This is a genomic window from Streptomyces coeruleorubidus, assembly GCF_008705135.1.
GTDB lineage: Bacteria > Actinomycetota > Actinomycetes > Streptomycetales > Streptomycetaceae > Streptomyces > Streptomyces coeruleofuscus.
In genome coordinates this window covers 7,339,481-7,361,856 of sequence record NZ_CP023694.1, presented here as the reverse complement: position 1 = coordinate 7,361,856, position 22,376 = coordinate 7,339,481, and the positions used below count along the sequence as shown (strand labels likewise).

At 71.6% G+C, this 22,376-nt stretch carries 23 protein-coding genes; 19 read left to right on the top strand and 4 right to left on the bottom strand.

What is annotated here, in order from left to right:
- The first annotated feature begins 195 nt into the window (after positions 1 to 195).
- From CP976_RS33970 to CP976_RS33940, 7 genes are all read left to right on the top strand, one after another.
- The gene (locus tag CP976_RS33970) at positions 196 to 1,284 is read left to right on the top strand and encodes a LacI family DNA-binding transcriptional regulator (protein ID WP_150483745.1); all 1,089 of its coding nucleotides are present in this window, start codon (positions 196 to 198) and stop codon (positions 1,282 to 1,284) included.
- Between the two features lie 423 nt (positions 1,285 to 1,707).
- Positions 1,708 to 3,045, top strand: coding sequence for an ABC transporter substrate-binding protein (locus CP976_RS33965; protein ID WP_150483744.1), 1,338 nt, complete (start codon positions 1,708 to 1,710; stop codon positions 3,043 to 3,045).
- Between the two features lie 10 nt (positions 3,046 to 3,055).
- Positions 3,056 to 3,940, top strand: coding sequence for a carbohydrate ABC transporter permease (locus tag CP976_RS33960; protein ID WP_150483743.1), 885 nt, complete (start codon positions 3,056 to 3,058; stop codon positions 3,938 to 3,940).
- Positions 3,940 to 4,854 (top strand): carbohydrate ABC transporter permease, encoded by a 915-nt coding sequence (locus tag CP976_RS33955; protein WP_059416739.1) that lies wholly within the window; start codon positions 3,940 to 3,942, stop codon positions 4,852 to 4,854. Before CP976_RS33960 ends, CP976_RS33955 begins: the two co-directional genes overlap by 1 nt.
- A gap of 123 nt (positions 4,855 to 4,977) precedes the next feature.
- Positions 4,978 to 6,573, top strand: a complete 1,596-nt coding sequence (locus CP976_RS33950) for a glycoside hydrolase family 43 protein (protein WP_150483742.1) — start codon at positions 4,978 to 4,980, stop codon at positions 6,571 to 6,573.
- A 185-nt stretch (positions 6,574 to 6,758) separates the two neighbouring features.
- Entirely contained in the window at positions 6,759 to 7,802 is a 1,044-nt protein-coding gene (locus CP976_RS33945) for a LacI family DNA-binding transcriptional regulator (RefSeq protein WP_150483741.1), read from the top strand.
- Between the two features lie 277 nt (positions 7,803 to 8,079).
- Positions 8,080 to 8,502 (top strand): helix-turn-helix domain-containing protein, encoded by a 423-nt coding sequence (locus CP976_RS33940; RefSeq protein ID WP_150483740.1) that lies wholly within the window; start codon positions 8,080 to 8,082, stop codon positions 8,500 to 8,502.
- 36 nt (positions 8,503 to 8,538) lie between these two features.
- Here CP976_RS33940 and CP976_RS33935 read toward each other — a convergent pair whose 3' ends face one another.
- Both CP976_RS33935 and CP976_RS33930 read right to left on the bottom strand, forming a co-directional pair.
- Positions 8,539 to 9,078 (bottom strand): peptidoglycan-binding domain-containing protein, encoded by a 540-nt coding sequence (locus CP976_RS33935; RefSeq protein ID WP_150483739.1) that lies wholly within the window; start codon positions 9,076 to 9,078, stop codon positions 8,539 to 8,541.
- Positions 9,079 to 9,284: 206 nt separating this feature from the next.
- Positions 9,285 to 9,716: an SRPBCC family protein gene (locus tag CP976_RS33930; RefSeq protein ID WP_150483738.1), complete on the bottom strand. Its 432-nt coding sequence runs from the start codon at positions 9,714 to 9,716 to the stop codon at positions 9,285 to 9,287.
- 125 nt (positions 9,717 to 9,841) lie between these two features.
- On the opposite strand from CP976_RS33930, the gene CP976_RS33925 reads away from it, so the two are divergent.
- Positions 9,842 to 10,246, top strand: coding sequence for a VOC family protein (locus CP976_RS33925; RefSeq protein ID WP_150483737.1), 405 nt, complete (start codon positions 9,842 to 9,844; stop codon positions 10,244 to 10,246).
- Here the strand turns inward: CP976_RS33925 and CP976_RS33920 are convergent.
- Positions 10,226 to 10,915: a helix-turn-helix domain-containing protein gene (locus tag CP976_RS33920; protein ID WP_150483736.1), complete on the bottom strand. Its 690-nt coding sequence runs from the start codon at positions 10,913 to 10,915 to the stop codon at positions 10,226 to 10,228. The genes CP976_RS33925 and CP976_RS33920 overlap by 21 nt on opposite strands.
- Before the next feature lie 230 nt (positions 10,916 to 11,145).
- On the opposite strand from CP976_RS33920, the gene CP976_RS33915 reads away from it, so the two are divergent.
- Complete coding sequence (locus tag CP976_RS33915) at positions 11,146 to 11,355, top strand: hypothetical protein (protein ID WP_150483735.1); 210 nt, start codon at positions 11,146 to 11,148, stop codon at positions 11,353 to 11,355.
- A gap of 68 nt (positions 11,356 to 11,423) precedes the next feature.
- Here the strand turns inward: CP976_RS33915 and CP976_RS33910 are convergent, their stop codons facing one another.
- Complete coding sequence (locus CP976_RS33910; RefSeq protein WP_150483734.1) at positions 11,424 to 12,578, bottom strand: YihY/virulence factor BrkB family protein; 1,155 nt, start codon at positions 12,576 to 12,578, stop codon at positions 11,424 to 11,426.
- Positions 12,579 to 12,687: 109 nt separating this feature from the next.
- On the opposite strand from CP976_RS33910, the gene CP976_RS33905 reads away from it, so the two are divergent.
- From CP976_RS33905 to cysD, 10 genes are all read left to right on the top strand, one after another.
- Positions 12,688 to 14,322 carry an acyl-CoA dehydrogenase family protein gene (locus CP976_RS33905; RefSeq protein WP_150483733.1) on the top strand — a complete coding sequence of 545 codons (1,635 nt, stop codon included), beginning with the start codon at positions 12,688 to 12,690 and terminating at the stop codon, positions 14,320 to 14,322.
- A gap of 246 nt (positions 14,323 to 14,568) precedes the next feature.
- The gene (locus CP976_RS33900; protein WP_150483732.1) at positions 14,569 to 15,846 is read left to right on the top strand and encodes a GAF domain-containing protein; all 1,278 of its coding nucleotides are present in this window, start codon (positions 14,569 to 14,571) and stop codon (positions 15,844 to 15,846) included.
- A gap of 173 nt (positions 15,847 to 16,019) precedes the next feature.
- Positions 16,020 to 17,348: a hypothetical protein gene (locus tag CP976_RS33895; RefSeq protein WP_150483731.1), complete on the top strand. Its 1,329-nt coding sequence runs from the start codon at positions 16,020 to 16,022 to the stop codon at positions 17,346 to 17,348.
- Positions 17,349 to 17,370: 22 nt separating this feature from the next.
- Entirely contained in the window at positions 17,371 to 17,943 is a 573-nt protein-coding gene (locus tag CP976_RS33890) for a GNAT family N-acetyltransferase (protein ID WP_150483730.1), read from the top strand.
- Between the two features lie 126 nt (positions 17,944 to 18,069).
- Complete coding sequence (locus CP976_RS44525; RefSeq protein WP_310887545.1) at positions 18,070 to 18,153, top strand: putative leader peptide; 84 nt, start codon at positions 18,070 to 18,072, stop codon at positions 18,151 to 18,153.
- 128 nt (positions 18,154 to 18,281) lie between these two features.
- Positions 18,282 to 19,979, top strand: coding sequence for a nitrite/sulfite reductase (locus CP976_RS33885; protein ID WP_150483729.1), 1,698 nt, complete (start codon positions 18,282 to 18,284; stop codon positions 19,977 to 19,979).
- The gene (locus CP976_RS33880) at positions 19,976 to 20,155 is read left to right on the top strand and encodes a hypothetical protein (RefSeq protein ID WP_150483728.1); all 180 of its coding nucleotides are present in this window, start codon (positions 19,976 to 19,978) and stop codon (positions 20,153 to 20,155) included. Before CP976_RS33885 ends, CP976_RS33880 begins: the two co-directional genes overlap by 4 nt.
- Entirely contained in the window at positions 20,152 to 20,862 is a 711-nt protein-coding gene (locus tag CP976_RS33875; protein ID WP_086851628.1) for a phosphoadenylyl-sulfate reductase, read from the top strand. The genes CP976_RS33880 and CP976_RS33875 overlap by 4 nt, the downstream gene beginning before the upstream one ends.
- Before the next feature lie 44 nt (positions 20,863 to 20,906).
- The gene (cysC, locus tag CP976_RS33870; RefSeq protein WP_086851630.1) at positions 20,907 to 21,443 is read left to right on the top strand and encodes an adenylyl-sulfate kinase; all 537 of its coding nucleotides are present in this window, start codon (positions 20,907 to 20,909) and stop codon (positions 21,441 to 21,443) included.
- Positions 21,440 to 22,375: a sulfate adenylyltransferase subunit CysD gene (gene cysD, locus CP976_RS33865; protein WP_150483726.1), complete on the top strand. Its 936-nt coding sequence runs from the start codon at positions 21,440 to 21,442 to the stop codon at positions 22,373 to 22,375. The genes cysC and cysD overlap by 4 nt, the downstream gene beginning before the upstream one ends.
- Position 22,376 lies beyond the last annotated feature (1 nt).

The window sequence follows — 22,376 nt, the reverse complement described above, 5'->3', positions numbered from 1 at the left end:
CGGCATGGAAGGCGATTCCGGCACAGGTCATGCCGCAGGTGCGTCCAGGCCCTGTCCACAGGCCCTCCGGCCCTGGAGTAACGATGGGATACGGTTTCCGCACGGCGCGGGCACGACCCCGGCAGCAGGCGCGGCCGGGCCCGCCACCGACCGGACGGCAACAGGCCGGGCCACTACCGCGAAGGAGCCGCAAGGGTGAGTCAGCGCAAGGCGACGAGCGACGCCGGACGGGCGACCATTCGCGACGTCGCGGAGCGGGCCGGCGTCTCCGTGGCCAGCGTCTCGCGGGTGCTGTCCGGCAACTACCCGGTGTCGGAGGAGCTGCGCCGCAGGGTGATGAAGGTGGTCCGGGACCTGGACTACGTCACCAACGCCCACGCCCGTTCGCTGGCCGGCGGCGGCACACCGACGGTGGCGATCCTCATCAACAACATCACCGGCGCCGCGTTCGCGCATGTCGCCAAGGGCGTCGAGGGCGCCGCCACCCTGCGCGGCTGGCTCTCCCTGGTCGGCACGACCGGCGACGACCCGGAGCGGGAGCTGGCCCTGGTGAATCTGATGCGCCAGCAGGGCGTGTCCGCGGTGATCCTGCTCGGCGGGGCCTACGACTACGACGAGTACCAACTGCGCATGGCCCGCTTCGCCCGCTCCCTGGACGCGGCCGGCTCGCACCTGGTCCTGGTGGGCAGGCCCCCGCTGGAGGGCGACGTCCCGGCGACGACCGTCGACTACGACAACGAGGGCGGCGCCTACGCGATGGCCAGCCACCTGCTGTCGGCCGGTCACCGGCGCGTCCTGGTCCTGCCGGGACATGCCGAACTGACCACCGCGCAGGGCAGGTTGAAGGGAGCGCAGCGGGCCTTCGAGGCGTACGGCGTGCCGTTCGACCCGGGCATGGTCCGGCACGGCCCGTACGACTACGAGCACGGCTACGAGGCCGTCGAGGCGGCCCTGCACGACACGCCGGACTTCACCGCCGTGCTCGCGGGGACGGACGTGGTCGCGGCGGGTGCCATGCAGGCCCTGCGCGCGGCGGGTCTGCGGGTGCCCGAGGACGTCTCGATCGTCGGCTACGACGACATCCCGCTCGCGTCCCAGCTCACTCCCCAACTGACCACCGTGCACGTGCCGTACGAGGAGATGGGCCGCGTCGCGCTGCGCGCGGTGGCCGACCGGCGTGAGGGCGGCGCGGGTCGCCGCAAGGGCGCCGACGGCGACCATCTGGTGCTGGGTACGCATGTCGTGGTCCGTAACTCGGTGCGGCCGCCGGGTCAGCACGGATAGCGACCAGATGTAGTTACGTAACCGGTTACCAGCGGCTACGCGGGCCGTTCGAGGTTTCGACGGCGTGACCGCCGAGGCCCTGGACCGGCGTGTCTCGCACCCCCACTGACCTGCACGTATATGAGCCCGTGCGCGAGCGGACGCCGCGTTTCCGGGGGCTACCCGGCAGACAATCCGCCGTAACAAATTTCCGCGCACCTCTTGCTAAGAGCCGAGCTACGCGCCTACCGTCCCAGCAACCGCTTACTACAGCTTCTGCTTACGCTTGGCCGAACCCCCCCCCCCCCCCCCCCCCCCCCCCCCCCCCCCCCCCCCCCCCGCAACCGCGAGCCGACGGTTTCCGGCCGCCGTTCCTGGCCAACACCACCGAGCCGCTGCCGTCCTCTCGTTCTGAGAACGCCTATTCCGAAGGATCACGGTCAGATGAACTTCACCAGCCCCCGGAGAAGGTTCACCTCCGCCGCAGTCGCGGGTATCGCGCTGACAGGTCTCCTCTCCGCCTGCGGCGGATCCGGCTCGGGTGACGACGCCGCGTCGAAGTCCGGCCCGGTCACCCTCCCCTTCTGGGGCTGGGCCAACGGCCAGGAGGCGGTCGTCAAGGCGTTCAACGCCTCGCACAAGGACATCCAGCTGAAGTACACCAAGGTCACCGACCAGCTGACCATGCAGAAGCAGCTCACCAACGCGGTGAAGGCCGGCAACGCCCCCTGCCTGGTGCAGAACACCGCGGAGTACGTGACGAGCTGGGTCTCGCATGGTGCGCTCGCCGACATCACGCAGTACGTCGACGGCGAGAAGGACAAGTTCAACACCGGCGCCTGGGCGAGCGCGCAGGTGCAGGGCAAGCTCTACGGCGTGCCCACCAGCTCGGCGCCCCAGTTCACGATCTACCGCACGGACATCTTCAAGAAGTACGGCCTGAAGCCCCCGGCGACCTGGGACGACTTCATCGCCGCGGGCAAGGAGCTGAAGAAGCACAACATCAAGATCACCAACTACGCCGGTGAGGACCCGAGCACCCTGGAGGTGCTCGCGATGCAGGCCGGTGCGCACTGGTACGCGATCGACGGCGACGCCTGGAAGGTGGACTTCCAGGACGAGGGCACCCTCAGGGCCGCGAAGGTGATCCAGGAGATCATCGACAACGACCTGAACGCCAAGCTGTCCTTCGCCGACTACGCGGCCGTGCAGCGCAGCTACGACACCGGCGCCACCGCCACCCGGCAGATCTCCACCTGGCAGATGGCCGGCATGGTGCAGAACTTCACCAAGTCCTTCGGCGACTGGGCCCTGGCCCCGTGGCCGACCTACAAGGGCGAGGCGCCCAAGACGCCGGCGGGTACGAACCTGACCGGCAGCGTGACCCTGGTGACCGAGCAGTGCAAGAACCAGGAGCAGGCCGCGCAGGCCGCGCTGTGGATGTCCACGAACCAGGACGCGGTCAAGACGATGGCGAGCCCGGAGACGGGCAACGGCGTGATGCCCGCACTGGCCGACAGCAAGACCTACGTCGGTGAGTCGATCTCACAGAAGCTGCTCGGCGAGAACTACGAGCCGGCACAGAAGGTCGTGACGGACAGCCTGGGCACCGTCACCACCGACTGGACCTTCGGCCCCAACTGGACCGCGATGTTCACCGAGCTCCAGGCGGGCTGGGCCAAGGTCGTCAACAAGGAGCAGAAGGTCACCGACCTGCTCGCGCACATGCAGGAGTGGACGGTCAAGGACCTGAAGTCCCGCGGTATCAGCGTCAAGGGCTGAGGCGTTCTCGATGATTCGCTCCATGCGCTGGAAGGGTGCCGCGTTCACGGTGCCCTTCCAGCTCGGCTTCGTCTTCCTGTATCTGCTCCCGATCGGCTACGCCGTCTACGAGTCGCTGTTCACGGAGAAGCAGTCCGGGCTCGGCCTCGGCGGCGCCACGACGGAGTTCGTCGGGCTCGACAACTACACGCAGGGCCTGACCGACTCGGCGTTCATGAACTCCATCCTGCGGGTGGTGCTCTTCGCCTGTGTGCAGATCCCGTTCATGCTGCTGATCAGCCTGCTGCTGGCGCTGTTCCTGGACGCGCTCACCTCCAGGGTGGCGAGCCGGTTCCGGATCCTGCTGCTGGTGCCGTACATGATCCCGGGCGTGGTCGCGGCGATCGTGTGGGTCAACCTCTACAGCCCGGACGTCGGCCCGCTCACGCCGATCGGCAAGGCCCTCGGCTTCGACTGGAACTTCTTCGCGCCGTCGATGGTGTGGCCGTCCATAGGCAACCTGCTGACCTGGCACGGCATCGGCTACAACATGGTGATCATCTACTCGGCGCTCCAGGGCGTGCCCCGCGAGCTGTTCGAGGCGGCCCGGCTGGACGGCGCCTCCGAGCTGCGGATCGCGCGCAGCATCAAGATCCCGTACGTGCGCGGGGCGCTGGTTCTGACGGGTCTGCTGTCGATCATCCAGATGCTCCAGATCTTCAACGAGCCGGCGCTGTTCCGGAACATCACTCCGCAGACGGTCAGCGACAGCTTCACCCCGATCATGATCATCTACAACCAGGCGTTCAACGCGGGCAACTACAACTACGCGGCCGCCCTGTCCGTGCTGCTCGCCCTGATCCTGGGCGTCGCCTCCTTCCTCTTCTACCGGCTCACCTCGAAGGAGGCCGACTGATGGTGCTGACCGAGCACACCACGGAGCGGCCCCCCGTCCGCAGCGTCCGGCGCCTGACCCGCCCGGACGCGGCCTCCCGCGGGCGGGGCGGTCAACGCTTCCTGCTGGTCGGGCTGATCCTGGCCAGTGTCTACAGCCTGTTCCCGGTGTGGTGGCTGATCGTCGCCGCGACCAAGGACCGCACGGCGCTGTACCAGAGCAACGGCCTGTGGTTCTCCGGCTGGCACCTGTGGGACAACCTGCAACAGGTGTTCACCTACCAGGACGGCATCTTCCTGCGGTGGACGGCCAACTCGTTCCTGTACGCCGGGGTCGGCTCGCTCGGCGGCACGCTGATCGCGCTCGCAACCGGTTACGGACTGGCGCGCTTCGACTTCCCCGGCCGTAACGCGATCTTCGCGTGTGTCGTGGGCTCGTTCCTGATCCCGATCGCCCTGCTCACGCTGCCGCTGTATCTGCTGTTCTCGGCGCTCGGCATGGTGGACACCCCGTGGGCGATGCTGATCCCCTGCCTGATCAACCCGTTCAGCGTGTACCTGGCCAAGGTGTACACCGAGGCCACGGTCCCCTACGAGCTGCTGGAGGCGGCCCGGATCGACGGTGCCGGTGAGCTGCGGATCTTCTTCAGCATCGTGCTGCGGATGATGACGACGGGCGGCGCGACGGTGTTCCTGCTGGCCTTCGTCAACACCTGGAACGCCTTCTTCCTGCCGCTGACCGTGCTGCGCGGCAAGGAGAACTGGACGCTCAACCTGGGCCTGTACAACTGGACCGGCACGCGCCTGGAGTCCGGCATCGATCTGACGGGCCTGGTGCTGACCGGCGCGCTGCTGTCCATCGTGCCGATGGCGATCATGATGGTCGCGATGCGCCGCTACTGGCGGTCGGGCGTGACGCTCGGCGCCCTCAAGTGATGGTCGCCCTCAAGTGACCGGCGCCCTCAGGTGATCCCCCTCGTCTCTCCCTGACTCCCGGGGGCCGCAGGTGACCCTGACTCCCCGCGGCCCCCGGGTGCCCGACCCTCCCGGAGCCCTCACGTGACCGTCCTGCACAACCCCGTCCTGCGCGGCTTCGCCCCTGACCCCTCCCTGATCCGGGTCGGCGACTGGTACTACGTGGCGACCAGCTCCTTCGAGTGGTTCCCGACGATCCCGGTCCACCGCTCCCGCGACCTGGCCCACTGGGAGTACGCGGGGCACGTCCGGGGCGCGGCCCCCGGCGGCTCGCTGGCCGGGGTGCCCGACTCGGGGGGCGTCTGGGCGCCGTCGCTGAGCTGGGACGGGGAACGGTTCTGGGTGACGTACACCGTCGTGCGCTCGGTCGGCACGCCGTACTTCGACCTGGACACGTACGTCTCGACGGCCACCGACGTGAGCGGCGAGTGGAGCGTGCCGCGCCGGGTCGCGAGCCACGGCTTCGACCCGGCCCTGTTCCACGAGGACGGCAGGCTGTGGCTGCTGAACCTCCAGAACGACCACCGGCCGGGCGGCCGGAGGTTCGCCGGGATCGTCGTCACGGAGCTGGACCGGGACACCCTGGCGCCCGTCGGGCCGACGCGTCTGCTGCTCCAGCACGACCGGCTCATCGAGGGACCGAAGCTGGTGCGCCGCGCCGGCTGGTACTACCTGGTCCTCGCGGAGGGCGGCACGGGCTGGGAGCACGGAGTGCGGGTGGCCCGCGGCCGGAAGCTGACCGGGCCGTACGAACTCGACGAACGGCCCTTGCTGACCACCCGGGACGACCCTGACGTGCCGTTGCAGAAGGCCGGGCACGGCGAGCTGGTCGAGACGCCGGACGGGCAGTGGCTCCTCAGTCATCTGACGGCCCGTCCGCTGCACACGCCGCAGGGCCGCCGCTGCCCGCTCGGCCGGGAGACCGCGATCCAGGCGGTGACCTGGGACGCGGAGGGCTGGCCCCGGCTGCGGCAGGGCGGTTGGCATCCAGCCGTGGAAGTCGACGTACCGACGCGTCCGCACCCGCTGGCTCCTGCCGCCCCGCCCGAGGGCTTGTCCTGGCCGTGGAGCTCCCTGCGCGAACCGCCGGACCCCTCCTGGGCCGACACGACGGCCCGGCCCGGCTGGATCCGGTTGCGCGGTCGGCACGGGCCGGAATCCCGCTGGGCGAGCAGCATGCTGGCCCAGCGCATCACCGAGCACCGCGCTCAGGCCGAGGTCACCGTCGAGGCGCGGCCGGTCACCTTCACCCAGGCCGCCGGGCTGGTGCTCTGGTACAACTCCGAGGCGTATCTGAGCCTGGACCTGACCTGGGCGGAGCCCGAGAGCGAGCCGCAGTGCGGACAGCAGTGGAGCGCCGCGGGAGACGGCCGCACGGTGCTCAGCCTCGTCGAGCGTGACGAGGGCGGGACACGGCAGCTCGCAGTCGTCGAGGTATCCGCGGGGGCACCGGTGACGCTCGGCGTGACGATCGAGGGAGCCGCCGCACGCTTCTGGCACGTACGGGACGGGGCGCGCACGGCGATCGGACCGGCCCTGGACTTCAGCCGGCTGTCCGACGACCACGGTTCCCGGCTGCGCTTCACCGGTGCGATGGCGGGCATCCACGCCCGGGACCTCGTCGACGCGGTGTTCACGGCGGACTTCGGGGGGTTCCGGCTGGCCTGCACACCCGGCTGAGGGCCTTGTTCGGGGTTTCGAAAGTTTTGACCGGCGAGAACCCGTGAATTCACTTGTCTTCCCGCCGTCCTGCGCCGCACCTAGAGTAGGAAGCGCTTTCTGTCGGCTCCGACTCCGGACCGCGGTGAGCAGCGCTGGTCGAAACTTTCCACGGCCCTCGGGCGGGCCGGAGAGGTGGGTTCCCGATGGTCCGTACGGCGAGTGCGAGCGCGGCGGCAGGTCCGACGCTGGCGGTCGTGGCGCGCGAGGCGGGGGTGTCGGTGCCGACCGCGTCGAAGGTGGTCAACGGCCGCGAGGACGTGGCGCCCGAGACCCGCCGCCGCGTCACCGAGGCGCTCGACCGGCTCGGCTATGTCCGCAGACCCCGGTTCGACGCGACGAAGGCGCCCCGGCTGGTCGACCTGGTCGTGCACTCGCTGGAGAGTTCCTGGTCGGGCGCGGTGCTGCACGGAGTGGAGGAGGCGGCGCACGACGCGGGCCTGGAGGTCGTGGTGTCGGCGGCCCTGACCCGCACCCGAGCCGGGCGCCCGGAGCGCGGCTGGCTGGACAAGCTGGTCGCCCGGGGTTCCTCCGGGGTCCTGTTCAACCTGGCCGAGCTGAGCGACTCCCAGTACGCCTGGCTGGAGCAGCACCGCATCCCGTTCGTGATGATCGACCCGGTCCAGGAACCGCCGGAGGGCGTGGCGTCGGTGGGCGCGGCGAACTGGCAGGGCGGCCTGACGGCCACGGAGCATCTGCTGTCCCTGGGACACGAGCGCATCGCCGTCATCGCCGGTCACCGGCGCACGCTGTGCAGCAGCGCCCGGGTCGCCGGTCACCGCTCGGCGCTCGCGTCGGCCGGGGTCCGGCACCGCGCCGAGTACGTCCGGCACGCCGGCTTCGACGAGAACATGGCCCGCCGCCGCATGCTGGAACTGCTCGACCTGCCCGAGCCGCCGACGGCCGTCTTCGTGTGCTCGGACCGGATGGCGCTGGGGGTGTACGAGGCCTTGGCCGAGCGGGGGTTGAGGGTCCCGGACGACGTCAGTGTGGTGGGCTTCGACGACCTGCCCGAGGCGCGCTGGGCCTCCCCCGCGCTGACCACGGTCCGCCAGCCGCTGTCGGAGATGGCCGCGACGGCCCTGCGGTCGCTGCTGCGCCTGATGGACGGCCACCACCCGGAGAGCACGCGGACGGAGTTGTCGACGCGGTTGGTGCTGCGGGCGAGTACGGCGGAGCCGCGGGTGTAGTGCGGGAGCCTTGACCTGTGCGCGGCGGGGCCGTCGCACGGGTGCGGGCCCCTCTCGCGCTGCACCCGAAGCTCCTTACGCCGACCGACCGTCACGTCGAACGCCCCGGCGCACCGTGCGCAGAGTGACGGTCGCCCGGTCGGCAGCCGCACACCCCTTGTGCGCGCCGCGCGCCCGTCGCGGTGGGGAACTGGCCGGAACCGACCGGCGTCGAACGATGCGGCGGGGAGGGGCCGTTGCCCGGGGCGGGGCGGCGGCGGGCAGTTGGGGGACGACCATGACACGCTGGCGGCCGCTTCCGGACGCACTGCCGAGGGAGGCACGGCACCTGGTCGGACAACTGCGGACCCTGAAGGACCGCACAGGCCTGAGCCTGGCCGAACTGGCGCGGCGGACGGCGTACAGCAAGTCGTCGTGGCAGCGGTACCTCAGCGGGGCCAAGCAGCCCCCGAGGGGAGCCGTACAGGCGCTGTGCCGGGTGGCGGGGGCGGACCAGGCGCGGCTGCTGGCGCTGTGGGACCTGGCGGACCAGACGTGGCCGCACGGCGCGGCGGTGCCGGCCGGGCCGGTGGTGGACACCGCGACGGCGCCGCCCGGCGCCGAGTACCGGCGGTGGCGGGCGGCGGCCCTGGTCTCCTTCGCGGTCATCGTGGTGCTGCTGGCCGGGCTGCTGTGGGTGCTGCCGACGGGGAGCGGGTGAGACCGTGGGTCCACCCGCTCCCCGGCGACACTGTTCTCAGCCGACGATGCGGTAGTGGGCGTTCTTCCAGGGCCCGACGTTCTTCAGCTTGACCTGGTACTTGCCGCCCACGCGCTTGAAGTTGACGTTCCGCGCGTCCCCCTTGTACTGGACGATGTTGCCTGGGAAGCTCTGCAACCGGGTCTGGGCGAGGTCCCAGCTCTCGCTGACGACGACACCGTCGGTCTCCGACAGGTTGTACCGGCTCTGCCACCACTGCGTCGCCGACTCGGTCTCCGGCCCGAACGAGCCGTCGATCTGGCTCTTCCTGAAGGGCCGCCACTCGCCCTCGTCGTCCTCCCACTGGGCGCCGTCCGCCCACAGGACGGTCTCCCACAGGGCGATGGCGTTGCCCTTGGCGTACGCCTCGACGCCGAGGTTCTCCTCGTCCTCCCAGTCGTTGCCGACGGCTCCGCCGCCGTCGACTCCGAAGTACGCGGGTGCGGCGCCGGCGGCCGGCGCCAGGGCGATTCCGGTGGCCCCGGCCCCCAGCATCACGGCCGTCACCATCGCCATGGCCCGATTGCGCATGCTCATGCGGTCTTCCTTTCCGAACCGCCGTCACCCGTGGGTTCCCCCTGGGGCGGCTCGTCTCATCTGGCACGGCACAGCCTCAGGGGCCGGGGGTGGCCGGAGCGAGCTTTCCCGCCGTACGCGGACCGCCCAGGGACGGTTCACGAGCGGGGCGGCGGCGTCCCGGCGGAGGATGGGACGACCGGGACCGGCATGGGCCGGCGGACCACTCAGCACATCTGGGGGGTGTCCGCAAAGTCCTGTTCCATCAGCCGTTTCAGGGCGGTGAGGTCGGCGGTCACCGCCTCCGCGTCGCGGTGGAACTCCTCGTCGCTCATCCAGGGCTGCCGGCGCAAGGTGAACACCACCTCGCAGCCGGGGCCGTCGGCGATCACCCGCATCGGATTGTGGACGGTCTCCCCGGAGGGGAGCGTGACGTCGTGGTCGAGCACGCCGAAGTCGTTCCTGGGCGTGAAGTCCACCACCACCCGCCCCATGGGCGACTCCCCCACCCACCGGCCGTCCACCAGCTCGATGGAACGGGCCAGTCCGGGGGCCCAGCCGGGGACGTTGGCGGGGTCCGAGACGTAGTCGTAGACCTCCCGTGCGGGTCGGTCGACGGTGATGCCGAGGTGCCGGGACTGCCGGGTCGTGGTCGTCATGGCGGCGACGTTACGAGCCCGCCGGAGGGCCGTCTTGAACGGATCGGACACGGATCGGACACCGGCCGGCGCGGGTGTCCGATTCCTTCAAGACCGGGCGTCGCGGGCCTGCCTACGGTGGGCCCATGACTGCACGATTCGATGCCATCGGCCTGGTCGTCTCCGACATGGCCGCGTCCGTCGCCTTCTACCGCCGGCTCGGGTTCGCCTTCCCGGACGGTGCCGAGAACCAGCCGCACGCCGAAGCGGAACTGCCCGGCGGGCTGCGGCTGATGTTCGACACCGAGGAGACGGTCCGCTCCTTCCTGCCCGAGTGGCAGCCGCCCTCCGACGGCGGCCGGGCCTCGCTGGCCCTGCGCTGCGACGGTCCGGCGGAAGTGGACGCGTTGTACGAGGAGTTGGTGAGCACCGGGTGCCACGGCGAGCTCAAGCCCTGGGACGCCTTCTGGGGACAGCGGTACGCCGTCGTACTCGACCCGGACGGCAACGGGGTGGACCTGTTCGCTCCGCTAGCCGCGGCGGGCGAGTAGCTCCCCCAGTGGGAGCCCCGCCAACTCCCTGACGTCCCGGGCCAGATGGGCCTGGTCGGCGTATCCGGTCCGGGCGGCCGTGTCCGCGAAGGGGACACCGTCCCGGGCTAGCGCGAGGGCGCGGCGCAGCCGCAGGATCCGGGCCAGGGTCTTGGGGCCGTAACCGAACGCGGCCAGCGAACGGCGGTGCAACTGGCGCGCCCCGACGCCGAGTTCGTCGGCGGTGGCGGCGACCGGGCGGCCCGCGTCGAGGGCGGTCACGACGTGTCGCAGCAGCGGATCCGGCGGATCGGCGCCGGCCGCCTGCCGCAGGGCGAGGTCCTCCAGTCCGCTCGCCGGGTCCGGGGCCGCGTTCACCCGGGCGGCCAGTCGCCGTACCTCCGCGGCCGGCCACAGATCCGCGAGCTCGACACGACGGTCACGCAGCTCGTGCGCCGGTACACCCAGCAGGGCCGGGGCGGTGCCCGGGTAGAAGCGGACGCCGGCCCAGGCGCCGTTCTCGCCGTCCGTGACATGGGCGTGGGTATCGGGCCCGGCGACCAGCAGCCGCCCTTCGTGCCACAGCAGATCCATGCACCCGTCGGGCAGCACCCGCGCCGCCCCGTCCCGCTCCGGGGCATTCCTCCACACGACCGCTCCGGCCAGCCGTGACGCCCGCTCCACGTACACGTAGGCCAGGCTACGCCGAGGGCGCCACGAGCGTCCCGGGCCGGGCCGCCCGGGACCTCACGGTCCTCCGGTGGGAGTGATGACGGCCGGGATCCGGAAGGTGTGACAGCCCCACCTCACATGCCGGCCGACCGCCCGGCCCCGGTCAGGCGGCACGTGAGGCGGCCGACGGCACGGGAAGCGGCCGACGGCACGGAAAGCCGCCGACGCCACCGGCAACAGCCGACGCCATGGAAAGCCGCCGACGCCACCGGCAACAGCCGACGCCACGGGACGCGGCCGACGGCACCGCAACGGCCGACGGCACCGGCAACGGCCGACGGCACGGGAAGCGGCCGGACACCCCGGACGGCGTGACAACGGCGGGCGGGCCGGTCGTCGGCGCGGGACGCCCCGGCGGACGGCACGGGCCACTGGCAGACCAGGGCCCGGAGGTGTGACAGCCGGGCAGCGGCCGGCGCCGGCGCGATGACCGCCCCCGGCGGGCGCGGCAGACCGCGCGTGACCGTTACTTCTCGGCGGGCGGCGGAGCCTCCCCGTTGGCCTGGCTCGCGTCCTTCGTGTGGGTGCTCTTCACGTGCGTGCGCAGCCGGGCCGTGACGTCCTCCGGGGGCAGGAAGCGGGACCAGCGTTCGGGGAACTCGGAGGGCATGTCGGGGTCGGACTCGCCCGCGGCGGCGGCGCGGGCCACGTACTCGGCGACCTGCGCCTGCCGCAGCCGCTCGTTGGCCTCGCGGGCCGCGGCCGTCGCGGCGGCCGGCCAGACCCGGTCGATGGCGGCGTTGACCGCGGCCCCGACGAGCACGGCGAACGCGGCCACACCGATCCACAGCAGCACGGCGACGGGCGCGGCCAGGGAGCCGTAGATCGTCGGGCCCTCGACCGTGCTGGTCAGGTAGATCCGCAGCAGGAAGCTGCCGAGGACCCACATGCCGAGGGCGACGAGCGCGCCGGGCACGTCCTCGATCCACGGGGAGCGGACGGGGACGGACACGTGGTAGAGCGTGGTCAGGAAGGCGATGGACAGCAGGATGACGACCGGCCAGTACAGGACCTGCACGACCGTCGTCGACCACGGGACGATGCGTACCACCGCGTCCGGCCCGGCCACCATCAGCGGCAGCGCGACCGAGCCGATCAGCAGGGCCACGATGAACAGCAGGAAGGCCATGAGGCGGGTCTTGACGATGCCCCGGACGCCGTCGAGGCCGTACATGACGGTGATGGTGTCGATGAAGACGTTCACGGCGCGGGAGCCGGACCACAGGGCGAACAGGAAGCCGATGGAGATGACGTCGGGCCGGCCGCCCTTCATCACGTCGTGCAGGATCGGCTCGGCGATCTGCCGCACGCCCCGGTCGGACAGCACCGTGCGGGCGGCCTCCAGGATGTTGGCCTGGAGGCTCTCGATGGTGTCGGCACCGGTCCAGGCGTCGACGTAGCCGAGCAGTCCGATCATGCTCAGAAGCAGCGGCGGCACCGACAGCAGCGTGAAGAACGCGGCCTCCGCCGCCAGGCCCAGGATGCGGTACTCGATGCAGGAGTTGACGGTGTCCTTGAGCAACAGCCAGGCGGTCCTGCGCTTGGAGACGTTCCGGTAGAGAGCCCGCGCCCGGTGGAGGCGCCCGGAGGGTGTGTCGGGGGTTTCACTTGCTGGCTGCACCCCCTAACGGTATCCGTCGCGCCCGGCCGTACTCACCCACAGGTGGGGCTCCGGCGCCCGGGTCCCGCCCCTTGGTGACCAAGGGGCCGTCCCGGGGTACGTTCGCAGCATGGCTGGCAGCACCCACTCCGTGAACAACCAGGTCCCGCCGCTGGTCGGGTACGACGTCTTCTCGGCCGACCGGGCCCTCACGGCGGCGGTCGAACGGCACCTCGATCCCGGCCTGCGCGACGAGGTGCTCGGCGAGCTGTCGGCGCTCGGGCGGACCTCCGGCTCGGCCCAGGTACAGGAGTGGGGGGCGCAGGCCAACGAGAACCCGCCCCGGCTGCGCACCCACGACCGGTACGGCCACCGGGTCGACGAGGTCGAGTTCCACCCGTCCTGGCACCGGCTGCTCGGCAAGGGCGTCTCCGCGGGTCTGACCGCGGCCTGGGACCGGCCGGCCGGGCATCTGCGGCGGGCCGCCGCCTTCCTGGTGTGGACGCAGGTCGAGGCCGGCAACGGCTGCCCGCTGTCGATGACGCACGCGGCGGTGCCCGCCCTGCGCACCGACCCGGACCTGGCCGCCGAGTGGGAGCCGCGGCTGACGTCCATGGTCTACGACCGTGAGCTCAGGCCCGCGCACCTCAAGGCCGGGGCGCTGTTCGGGATGGGCATGACGGAGAAGCAGGGCGGCAGCGACGTACGGGCCAACACGACGTCGGCGCGGCCGCTCGCGGAGGACGGGACGTACGAACTGACCGGGCACAAGTGGTTCTGCTCGGCGCCGATGTCCGACGGTTTCCTGGTGCTGGCGCAGGCGCCGGGCGGGCTCACCTGCTTCCTGGTGCCGCGGGTGCTGGCGGACGGCACGCGCAACGTGTTCCTGCTCCAGCGGCTCAAGGACAAGCTCGGCAACCGGTCGAACGCCTCGGCCGAGGTCGAGTTCGACGGGACCTGGGCCCGCCGGGTCGGCGAGGAGGGGCGGGGGGTGCGCACCATCATCGAGATGGTGGCGGCGACCCGGCTCGACTGTGTGCTGGGCTCGGCGGGGCTGATGCGGCAGGCGGTGGCGCAGGCGGTGCACCACTGCGCGTACCGGGAGGTGTTCGGCGGGAAGCTCGTCGACAAGCCGTTGATGCGCAACGTCCTCGCGGATCTCGCCATCGAGTCGGAGGCGGCGACGACGCTGGCGCTGCGGCTCGCGGCGGCCTGCGACGACGGCGGCGAGCAGGAGCGGGCGCTGCTGCGGATCGCGGTGCCGGCGGCCAAGTACTGGGTGACCAAGCGGTGCCCGCCGGTGGCGGTGGAGGCGGCCGAGTGCCTGGGCGGCAACGGCTACGTCGAGGAGTCCGGGCTGCCCCGGCTGGTGCGCGAGTCGCCGCTCAACTCGATCTGGGAGGGCGCGGGCAACGTCCAGGCCCTGGACGTGCTGCGGGCGTTGCAGCGGGAGCCCGGGGCGTTCGACGCGTATCTGCGGGAGGTCGGGCAGGCGCGCGGCGCCGATCACCGGCTCGACGCGGCCATCAAGAACCTGCTGACCGAACTCGCCGATCTGGAGGGCGTGGAGGGGCGGGCGCGGCGGCTGGCGGAGCGGCTGGCGCTGGTGCTCCAGGGGTCGCTGCTGGTCCGTTTCGCGCCACCGCAGGTCGCCGACGCGTTCTGCGCGGCGCGGCTGGGCGGCGACGGGGGCGCGGCGTTCGGGACGCTGCCGCCCAGTCTGGATCTGGCGTCGGTGGTGGAGCGGGCCCGGCCGGTGACATGAGCCGGGCACCCGAAGCGGAGGTGGTGCTGCGCCGACACGGCACCACCCCCGCCGCACTGGCCCGTTCGAGCCACTGAACGCCGCTCGGGACGGCGCAGCTCAATTTTCGGACACGGCCGGGCTGTCCACCAGGGTTGCAAGGGGTTGCAACTTGCTGCTGACTGTGTGCGGACTGTGCGCGTCCGCTCTGGGGCGGACGGCACTATGAGACGGACAGTCAGAGAAGACTCCGGGGGTCCCACGCCAATGGACGTCACGCAGCTCGCCGCCGTGGACACCTCGCGCGCGGCCCGGGTGCTCAGCGAGGTCCGTTCCGCCCGGCTGTCCGGGCAGCCCGCGCCCGTGCCTCCGCGCCGGGTGATCGAGCAGTCCTGGGAGCGCATGCTGCGCAGCGGTGTCGATCCGGACCACGACTTCCGGGCGGATCTGCTGTCCCGCGAGGAGGTGCAGCGGCGGCGCGAGACGTCGGTGCTGCGCCATGTGCTGCCGGTGCTGCGGGAGGGGCTGCTGGGATTCGCGGACGTCGCCCACCACATCATGGTGGTCGCCGACGAGGAGGGCCGGGTGCTGTGGCGGGAGGGCAGCGCGCCGGTGCTGCGCAAGGCCGACGGGCTCGGCTTCGAGCTCGGTGCGGACTGGCGTGAGGACGTCGTCGGCACGAACGGTCTGGGCACCCCGGCGGTGGTGCGCCGGCCCGTGCAGGTCTTCGCCTCCGAGCACTTCGTGCGCTCCCAGGCCGTCTGGACCTGTGCCGGCGCTCCGCTGACGGATCCGCGGGACGGCCGGCTGCTCGGCGTGGTGGACGTGAGCGGTCCGCTGGAGACGATGCATCCGGCCACGCTCGCGTGGGTCGACTCGGTGGCCAAACTCGCCGAGGCCCGGCTGCGGGAGCGGCACCTGGAGTCGCTGGAGCGGCTGCGCGCGGTGGCGGCGCCGGTGCTGGCCCGGCTCGGCGGACGTGCCCTGGTCGTCGACCGGGACGGCTGGACCGCCGCGGTCAGCGGGATGCCGTACACGCGGCGCGTGGCCCTGCCCAAGTCCCTGTCGCCGGGCCCGAAGCGGGTGCCGGCGCTCGGGCTGTGCTCGGTGGAGCCGCTGGCCGGGGGCTGGCTGCTGCGGGCGGCCGACGCCGAGCCGGTGCCGCGCGGGGCGACCAGCATCGTGCTGGACCTGAGACAGGCCCGCGGCTGCACGGTGGCGGTCTCCGGCGGCGCGGGCTCGTGGACGCGCGAACTGAGTCCGCGGCATGCCGAGTTGCTGTACCTCCTCGCCGTCCACCGCACCGGCCGCAGCGCCTCGGACCTGGCCGGCGACGTGTTCGGCGACCCGGCCCGCACGGTGACGGTACGCGCCGAGATGTCGCGGGTACGGCGTTACCTCGGCGCGTTCCTGGAACACCGGCCGTACCGCTTCGCCGAGGACGCCGAGGTCGAGGTGCTCCTCCCGGACGACCCGCAGGACGTGCTGCCGCACTCGACGGCACCGGCGGTGAGGCGGCTGCGCGCCCGCGCACCGGCCCCCTGAGGTTCACGGGACGTACCGTCCGGCCGTCCCCCGGGGTACGTCTTGCGCATATTTGCAAGGTCTTCGTCCCCCACCCCGCCCACCTGCCGTAGCATCCTCTACGGGCCACCCCACCTGCTCCTCCGTCAACGTACGGACCACAAGGCGCAGTTGGCCCGCCTCGGGAGGACGTTATGAAGCAACGCGGCAGACACCGGCGGCGCAGGCGGGGCAGGGCACTGCGTGGGGCCCTGGCCGGGACGGCTCTCGCACTCACCGCCGCCGCCACCCTGATCAGCGCCTCGCAGGCCACGGTCGCCGACGCGCCCGGGGCCCTGAAGCCCCTCTCCGTGTCCGCCGGGGCCGGCCGGCTGCCGCTGGCCGAGCACCGGGTGCCCGGGCGGTGGCTCGACCGGCTCGCCTCGAGGATGGGCCGGCCGGTCGGTGTGGGCACGGTGCTGGACAGCGCCGACCGCACGCTGCGGAACGCGGCCGACTGCCCGGCCGCCGAGAAGCGAACCCTGCCGGTCGAACCGGCGGCCACGCGCGCGTACTGCTTCGGCGGCGCCGACACCCGGGGCTGGCGGCCCGGCGCGGTCACCACCTCGGGCGACGCGGACGACGACGGCCGCTGGGGCGGGAACCGCGTGATCCTCTCCGGCTGGACCCGCGGCGGCGCCGAGGGCGGTTCCATGGACGGCCCGGCCCCCGAGCAGGGCCTGGCCAAGGTCGCCTTCGTCGACGCGAACGACCCGGACCGGCTCCGCTACACCTGGGCGCTGCTGGCCGTCCCGGTGGACGGCGGGCGGGACTACCGGGGGCTGGTCTCCCCGCTGTCCGGCATGGTCTGGTACCAGGACAAGCTGCTGGTGACGACCCGGGAGGGCGACCGGGACGCGCTGTACGTGTACGACATGGACCGCATCCAGCGCGCCACCGTCGACGCCGGCGCTGTCGGCCGGGTGCGGGGCGGCTGGGCGGCGTACGGCCACCGGTACGTGCTGCCCGCGGTCGCCTCGTACGCCCTGCCCGGCGGGGACGACGTGCCGCACCCGGCCGCCGTCTCCCTCGACCGCAGCACCTCCCCCGACAGTCTGGTGGCGAGCGAGTGGGTGCCGGCCGACGGCGACCGGCGCACCCGGCTGTGGCGCTACGCGCTGAGCCGGGACCCGGCCCGGTCCGGCCTGCTCGCCACCAACTCCTCGGGGCACGCGGACCCGGTCGAGGCGTACGAGTCGAAGACGACCGACGTGCGGGGCGTGCTGTCGTACCGCACGGGCTGGTACCTGGACCGCGCGGCGGGCACGCCCGGCGGGCACGGGACGCTGTGGCGCCAGGACACCGAGGGCGCCCGGGCGACGGAGTGCGCGACGGACGAGACGCGCCACTGCTGGAGCGGCCGGTCGGGTTCCCTGTCCTACTGGGAGGAGACCGGTGAGCTCTGGTCCCAGTCGGGGCGGACGCTGTTCGCGCTGCCGCTGGCGTCGGCCGACCGGGCGCTGGGCCGATCGACAGATGGGTAGGTCAGATGATTTTCTGGCCCGCATGACCACCCTCGCCGTGACCACCTGGTCCCTGGAGCAGACCGCCCCGACCGACCTGCTGCCGGCCGCCCCGCCGGACGGGGACGTCCGGGTCGTCCGTTCCGAGGTGCCCTCGCCCGAGTTCAGCCGGTTCCTGTACGCCTCGGTCGGCGGCGACATCCTGTGGACGGACCGGCTGAGCTGGTCGTACGCGCGGTGGCTGGAGCACCTGGAGCGGCCCGGCGTGGAGACGTGGGTGGCGTACGACCGTGGCACGCCCGCGGGGTACGTGGAGCTGGAGGCCCAGGACGACGCGGTCGTGGAGATCGTCTACTTCGGTCTGCTCCCCGCTTTCCGCGGCCGGCGCATCGGCGGACACCTGCTGTCGTACGGTGCGGCCCGCGCCTGGGACCTCGCGGACCGCTGGGCGGGACTGACGCCGACGAAGCGGGTCTGGCTGCACACGTGCAGCAAGGACGGCGAGCACGCGATGGACAACTACCAGCGCCGCGGCTTCAAGCTGTTCGACACCAAGGTCGAGGAGGAACCGGAGGTCACCGCTCCGGGACCGTGGCCTGGGGCGTTCCCCGTCTGACCTGGCCGGACACCTCGGGACGGCCCGATGTGACCAAGGACACGCATGTCTTGCATTTCGAGACAGGAGTGTCCGAATCTTGGACGAAGCTGGACTCTGTCCAGATCGCCGTGACACGCTTCCGTCATGCCTGGAACTGGGATTGCCTTGGTGAGTCGACGCCACGTCGACCTCGGCCGCATGTCCAGCGCCATCTGTCCGGCGCGCTGAGAGCACTCACGCAGCCCGACACCCCCCTTTCTCGCCTCATTCCCGCGCAATGACGCGCACGTATGCCCATGCGCCCGCACGCGCAGGTCAGAGCCGCTTTCACGCCTGTCCCGAAGGACGTATCAACCATGGCCGCCACCCCGCAGAAGCCTGCCGCCGCGACTCCCCGCCGCAAGGTGAGCCGTCACCGCGGTGAGGGTCAGTGGGCCGCGGGGCACCACACCCCGCTCAACGGCAACGAGCAGTTCAAGAAGGACGACGACGGTCTCAATGTGCGGACACGCATTGAGACGATCTACTCCAAGCGGGGCTTCGACTCGATCGACCCGAACGACCTGCGCGGCCGGATGCGCTGGTGGGGCCTGTACACCCAGCGCCGTCCCGGGATCGACGGCGGCAAGACGGCGGTCCTGGAGCCGGAGGAGCTGGACGACGAGTACTTCATGCTGCGCGTCCGCATCGACGGCGGGGCGCTGACCACCCGGCAGCTGAGGGTCATCGGCGAGATCTCGCAGGAGTTCGCCCGCGGCACCGCCGACATCACCGACCGGCAGAACGTGCAGTACCACTGGATCCGGATCGAGGACGTGCCCGAGATCTGGAACCGGCTGGAGGGCGTCGGCCTGTCCACGGTCACCGCCTGCGGCGACACTCCGCGCGTGATGATCGGCTCGCCCGTCGCCGGTATCGCCGAGGACGAGATCATCGACGGCACCCCGGCCCTGGAGGAGATGAAGCGCCGCGTCCTGAACAACCCGGCGTACTCGAACCTCCCCCGCAAGTTCAAGACCGCGATCTCGGGTTCGCCGGTGCTGGACGTGGTGCACGAGATCAACGACGTCGCGTTCGTCGGCGTCGTGCACCCCGAGCACGGCCCGGGCTTCGACGTGTGGGTCGGCGGCGGCCTGTCCACCAACCCCAAGCTGGGCGTGCGGCTGGGCACCTGGGTGTCGATCGACGAGGTCCCGGACGTCTACGAGGGCGTCATCTCGATCTTCCGCGACTACGGCTACCGCCGGCTGCGCACCCGCGCCCGGCTGAAGTTCCTCGTCGCCGACTGGGGCGCGGAGAAGTTCCGGCAGGTGCTGGAGGACGAGTACCTGAAGCGCAAGCTGGTCGACGGCCCGGCCCCCGAGCAGCCGTCCCAGCAGTGGCGCGACCACATCGGCGTGCACCGGCAGAAGGACGGCCGCTTCTACGTCGGCTTCGCCCCGCGCGTGGGACGCGTCGACGGCGCGACGCTCACGAAGATCGCCGACCTCGCGGAGGCCCACGGCTCGGGCCGGGTGCGCACCACCGTCGAGCAGAAGATGATCGTCCTCGACGTCGAGCAGGACAAGGTCGACTCGCTCGTCGAGGGCCTGGAGGCGCTCGACCTGACCGCCCGGCCGTCCTCCTTCCGGCGCGGCACCATGGCCTGCACCGGCATCGAGTTCTGCAAGCTGGCCATCGTCGAGACCAAGCAGCGCGGCTCGCAGCTCATCGACGAGCTGGAGCGGCGTCTGCCGGACTTCGAAGAGCCGATCACCATCAACCTCAACGGCTGCCCGAACGCCTGCGCCCGTATCCAGGTGGCGGACATCGGTCTCAAGGGCCAGCTCGTCGTCAACGACAAGGGCGAGCAGGTCGAGGGCTACCAGGTGCACCTGGGCGGCGCGCTCGGCCTGGAGGCGGGCTTCGGCCGCAAGGTGCGCGGCCTGAAGGTCACCTCCGAAGAGCTGCCCGACTACGTCGAGCGCGTCCTGAAGCGGTTCCAGGCGGAGCGCGAGGACGGCGAGCGGTTCGCCACGTGGGCGGCCCGGGCCAGCGAGGAGGCGCTGTCGTGAGCGAACGTGCGGCCCCCTTCTACTGCCCCTACTGCGGTGACGAGGACCTGCGTCCGCACGAGGAGGGCCACGGCGCGTGGGAATGCGCGGCGTGCAACCGAGCCTTTCAGCTGAAGTTCCTCGGGCTCCTGGCCCAGGGACTGAAGCGATCCGACACCGGAGGGGCGAAGATATGACCACGGTTCAGGAACAGCGCACGGCCGAGGAACTCAAGGCCCTCGCCGAGCAGGCGGGCCGCGACCTGGAGGACGCCTCCGCGCTGGAGATCCTCCAGTGGGCGGCCGAGACGTTCGGCAAGCGCTTCTGCGTGACGTCCTCCATGGAGGACGCGGTCGTCGCCCACCTGGCCTCCCGCGCGATGCCCGGCGTCGACGTCGTCTTCCTCGACACCGGCTACCACTTCGAGGAGACGATCGGCACCCGCGACGCGGTCGACGCCGTGATGGACGTCAACGTCATCACGCTCACGCCGCGCCAGACGGTCGCCGAGCAGGACGCGGAGTTCGGCCCGAAGCTGCACGACCGCAACCCCGACCTGTGCTGCGCCATGCGCAAGGTGGAGCCTCTGGAACGAGGCCTGAAGGACTACCAGGCCTGGGCGACCGGTCTGCGCCGCGACGAGTCCCCGACGCGGGCGAACACCCCGGTGGTCGGCTGGGACGACAAGCGCCAGAAGGTCAAGATCTCCCCGATCGCCCGCTGGACCCAGGACGACGTGGACGCCTACGTCACCGAACACGGCGTCCTGACGAACCCGCTGCTGATGGACGGCTACGCCTCCGTCGGCTGCGCCCCCTGCACCCGCCGCGTCCTGGAGGGCGAGGACGCGCGCGCCGGCCGCTGGGCCGGCCGCAGCAAGACCGAGTGCGGGCTGCACGGATGACCGCGCCTCAGACTCAGACTCCTCAGACGATTCAGGAGACCGACGTGACGACCGGAGCCACCGTCTGGCTCACGGGTCTGCCGAGTGCCGGCAAGACCACCATCGCCCACGAGCTGGCCGGCCGGCTCCGCGCCGAGGGCCACCGCGTCGAGGTGCTCGACGGCGACGAGATCCGCGAGTTCCTCTCGGCGGGCCTCGGCTTCAGCCGCGAGGACCGGCACACCAACGTGCAGCGCATCGGCTTCGTCGCCGAACTGCTCGCCCGCAACGGCGTGCTCGCCCTCGTCCCGGTGATCGCGCCGTACCAGGACAGCCGCGAGGCGGTGCGCAAGCGGCACCAGGCGAACGGCACCGCGTACGTGGAGATCCACGTGGCGACCCCGGTCGAGGTGTGCAGCGAGCGGGACGTGAAGGGCCTGTACGCCAAGCAGGCCGCGGGCGAGCTCACGGGGCTCACCGGAGTCGACGACCCGTACGAGGCGCCCGAGTCGCCCGACCTGCGCATCGAGTCGCAGAACCAGACCGTGCAGGAGTCCGCGGCGTCCGTGTACGCCCTGCTGAGCGAAAGGGGACTGGCATGACGACCGCCGCGACGGTTTCCGAGGAGACCGACAGCCCGTACGCGCTCTCCCACCTCGACGCTCTCGAGTCCGAGGCGGTGCACATCTTCCGTGAGGTGGCGGGTGAGTTCGAGCGGCCGGTGATTCTCTTCTCCGGCGGCAAGGACTCGATCGTCATGCTGCATCTGGCGCTGAAGGCCTTCCGGCCGGCGTCGGTGCCGTTCTCGCTGCTGCACGTGGACACCGGGCACAACTTCCCCGAGGTCATCGACTACCGGGACCGCACGGTGGCCCGGCACGGACTGCGGCTGCACGTCGCCTCGGTGCAGGACTACATCGACCGCGGTGTGCTCAAGGAGCGCCCGGACGGAACCCGCAACCCGCTCCAGACGGTGCCGCTGACGGAGAAGATCCAGCAGGAGCGTTTCGACGCCGTCTTCGGCGGCGGCCGCCGGGACGAGGAGAAGGCCCGGGCCAAGGAGCGGGTGTTCTCCCTGCGGGACGAGTTCTCGCAGTGGGACCCGCGCCGGCAGCGCCCGGAGCTGTGGAACCTCTACAACGGCCGGCACGCCCCGGGCGAGCACGTCCGCGTCTTCCCGCTGTCCAACTGGACCGAGCTGGACGTGTGGCAGTACATCGCCCGTGAGGGCATCGAGCTGCCGGAGATCTACTACGCGCACGAGCGTGAGGTGTTCCAGCGCGCCGGCATGTGGCTGACGGCCGGTGACTGGGGCGGACCGAAGGACGGCGAGACCGTGGAGAAGCGCCTGGTGCGCTACCGCACGGTCGGTGACATGTCGTGCACCGGCGCCGTCGACTCCGAGGCCGACACGATCGAGAAGGTGATCGTGGAGATCGCCGCTTCCCGGCTGACCGAGCGCGGCGCCACCCGCGCCGACGACAAGATGTCCGAGGCCGCGATGGAAGACCGCAAGCGCGAGGGGTACTTCTAGA

Bases quoted from the DNA above. Each gene is read 5' to 3' on its own strand.
- CP976_RS33935 (WP_150483739.1), bottom strand. From the start codon at position 9,078: ATGAGCATGCGCAATCGGGCCATGGCGATGGTGACGGCCGTGATGCTG.
- CP976_RS44525 (WP_310887545.1), top strand. From the start codon at position 18,070: ATGCCTGGAACTGGGATTGCCTTGGTGAGTCGACGCCACGTCGACCTC.
- cysD (WP_150483726.1), top strand. From the start codon at position 21,440: ATGACGACCGCCGCGACGGTTTCCGAGGAGACCGACAGCCCGTACGCG.
- CP976_RS33960 (WP_150483743.1), top strand. From the start codon at position 3,056: ATGATTCGCTCCATGCGCTGGAAGGGTGCCGCGTTCACGGTGCCCTTC.
- CP976_RS33895 (WP_150483731.1), top strand. From the start codon at position 16,020: ATGAAGCAACGCGGCAGACACCGGCGGCGCAGGCGGGGCAGGGCACTG.
- CP976_RS33890 (WP_150483730.1), top strand. From the start codon at position 17,371: ATGACCACCCTCGCCGTGACCACCTGGTCCCTGGAGCAGACCGCCCCG.
- CP976_RS33885 (WP_150483729.1), top strand. From the start codon at position 18,282: ATGGCCGCCACCCCGCAGAAGCCTGCCGCCGCGACTCCCCGCCGCAAG.
- CP976_RS33915 (WP_150483735.1), top strand. From the start codon at position 11,146: ATGGAAAGCCGCCGACGCCACCGGCAACAGCCGACGCCACGGGACGCG.
- CP976_RS33925 (WP_150483737.1), top strand. From the start codon at position 9,842: ATGACTGCACGATTCGATGCCATCGGCCTGGTCGTCTCCGACATGGCC.
- CP976_RS33940 (WP_150483740.1), top strand. From the start codon at position 8,080: ATGACACGCTGGCGGCCGCTTCCGGACGCACTGCCGAGGGAGGCACGG.
- CP976_RS33945 (WP_150483741.1), top strand. From the start codon at position 6,759: ATGGTCCGTACGGCGAGTGCGAGCGCGGCGGCAGGTCCGACGCTGGCG.
- CP976_RS33930 (WP_150483738.1), bottom strand. From the start codon at position 9,716: ATGACGACCACGACCCGGCAGTCCCGGCACCTCGGCATCACCGTCGAC.
- CP976_RS33965 (WP_150483744.1), top strand. From the start codon at position 1,708: ATGAACTTCACCAGCCCCCGGAGAAGGTTCACCTCCGCCGCAGTCGCG.
- CP976_RS33905 (WP_150483733.1), top strand. From the start codon at position 12,688: ATGGCTGGCAGCACCCACTCCGTGAACAACCAGGTCCCGCCGCTGGTC.
- CP976_RS33900 (WP_150483732.1), top strand. From the start codon at position 14,569: ATGGACGTCACGCAGCTCGCCGCCGTGGACACCTCGCGCGCGGCCCGG.
- CP976_RS33875 (WP_086851628.1), top strand. From the start codon at position 20,152: ATGACCACGGTTCAGGAACAGCGCACGGCCGAGGAACTCAAGGCCCTC.
- CP976_RS33955 (WP_059416739.1), top strand. From the start codon at position 3,940: ATGGTGCTGACCGAGCACACCACGGAGCGGCCCCCCGTCCGCAGCGTC.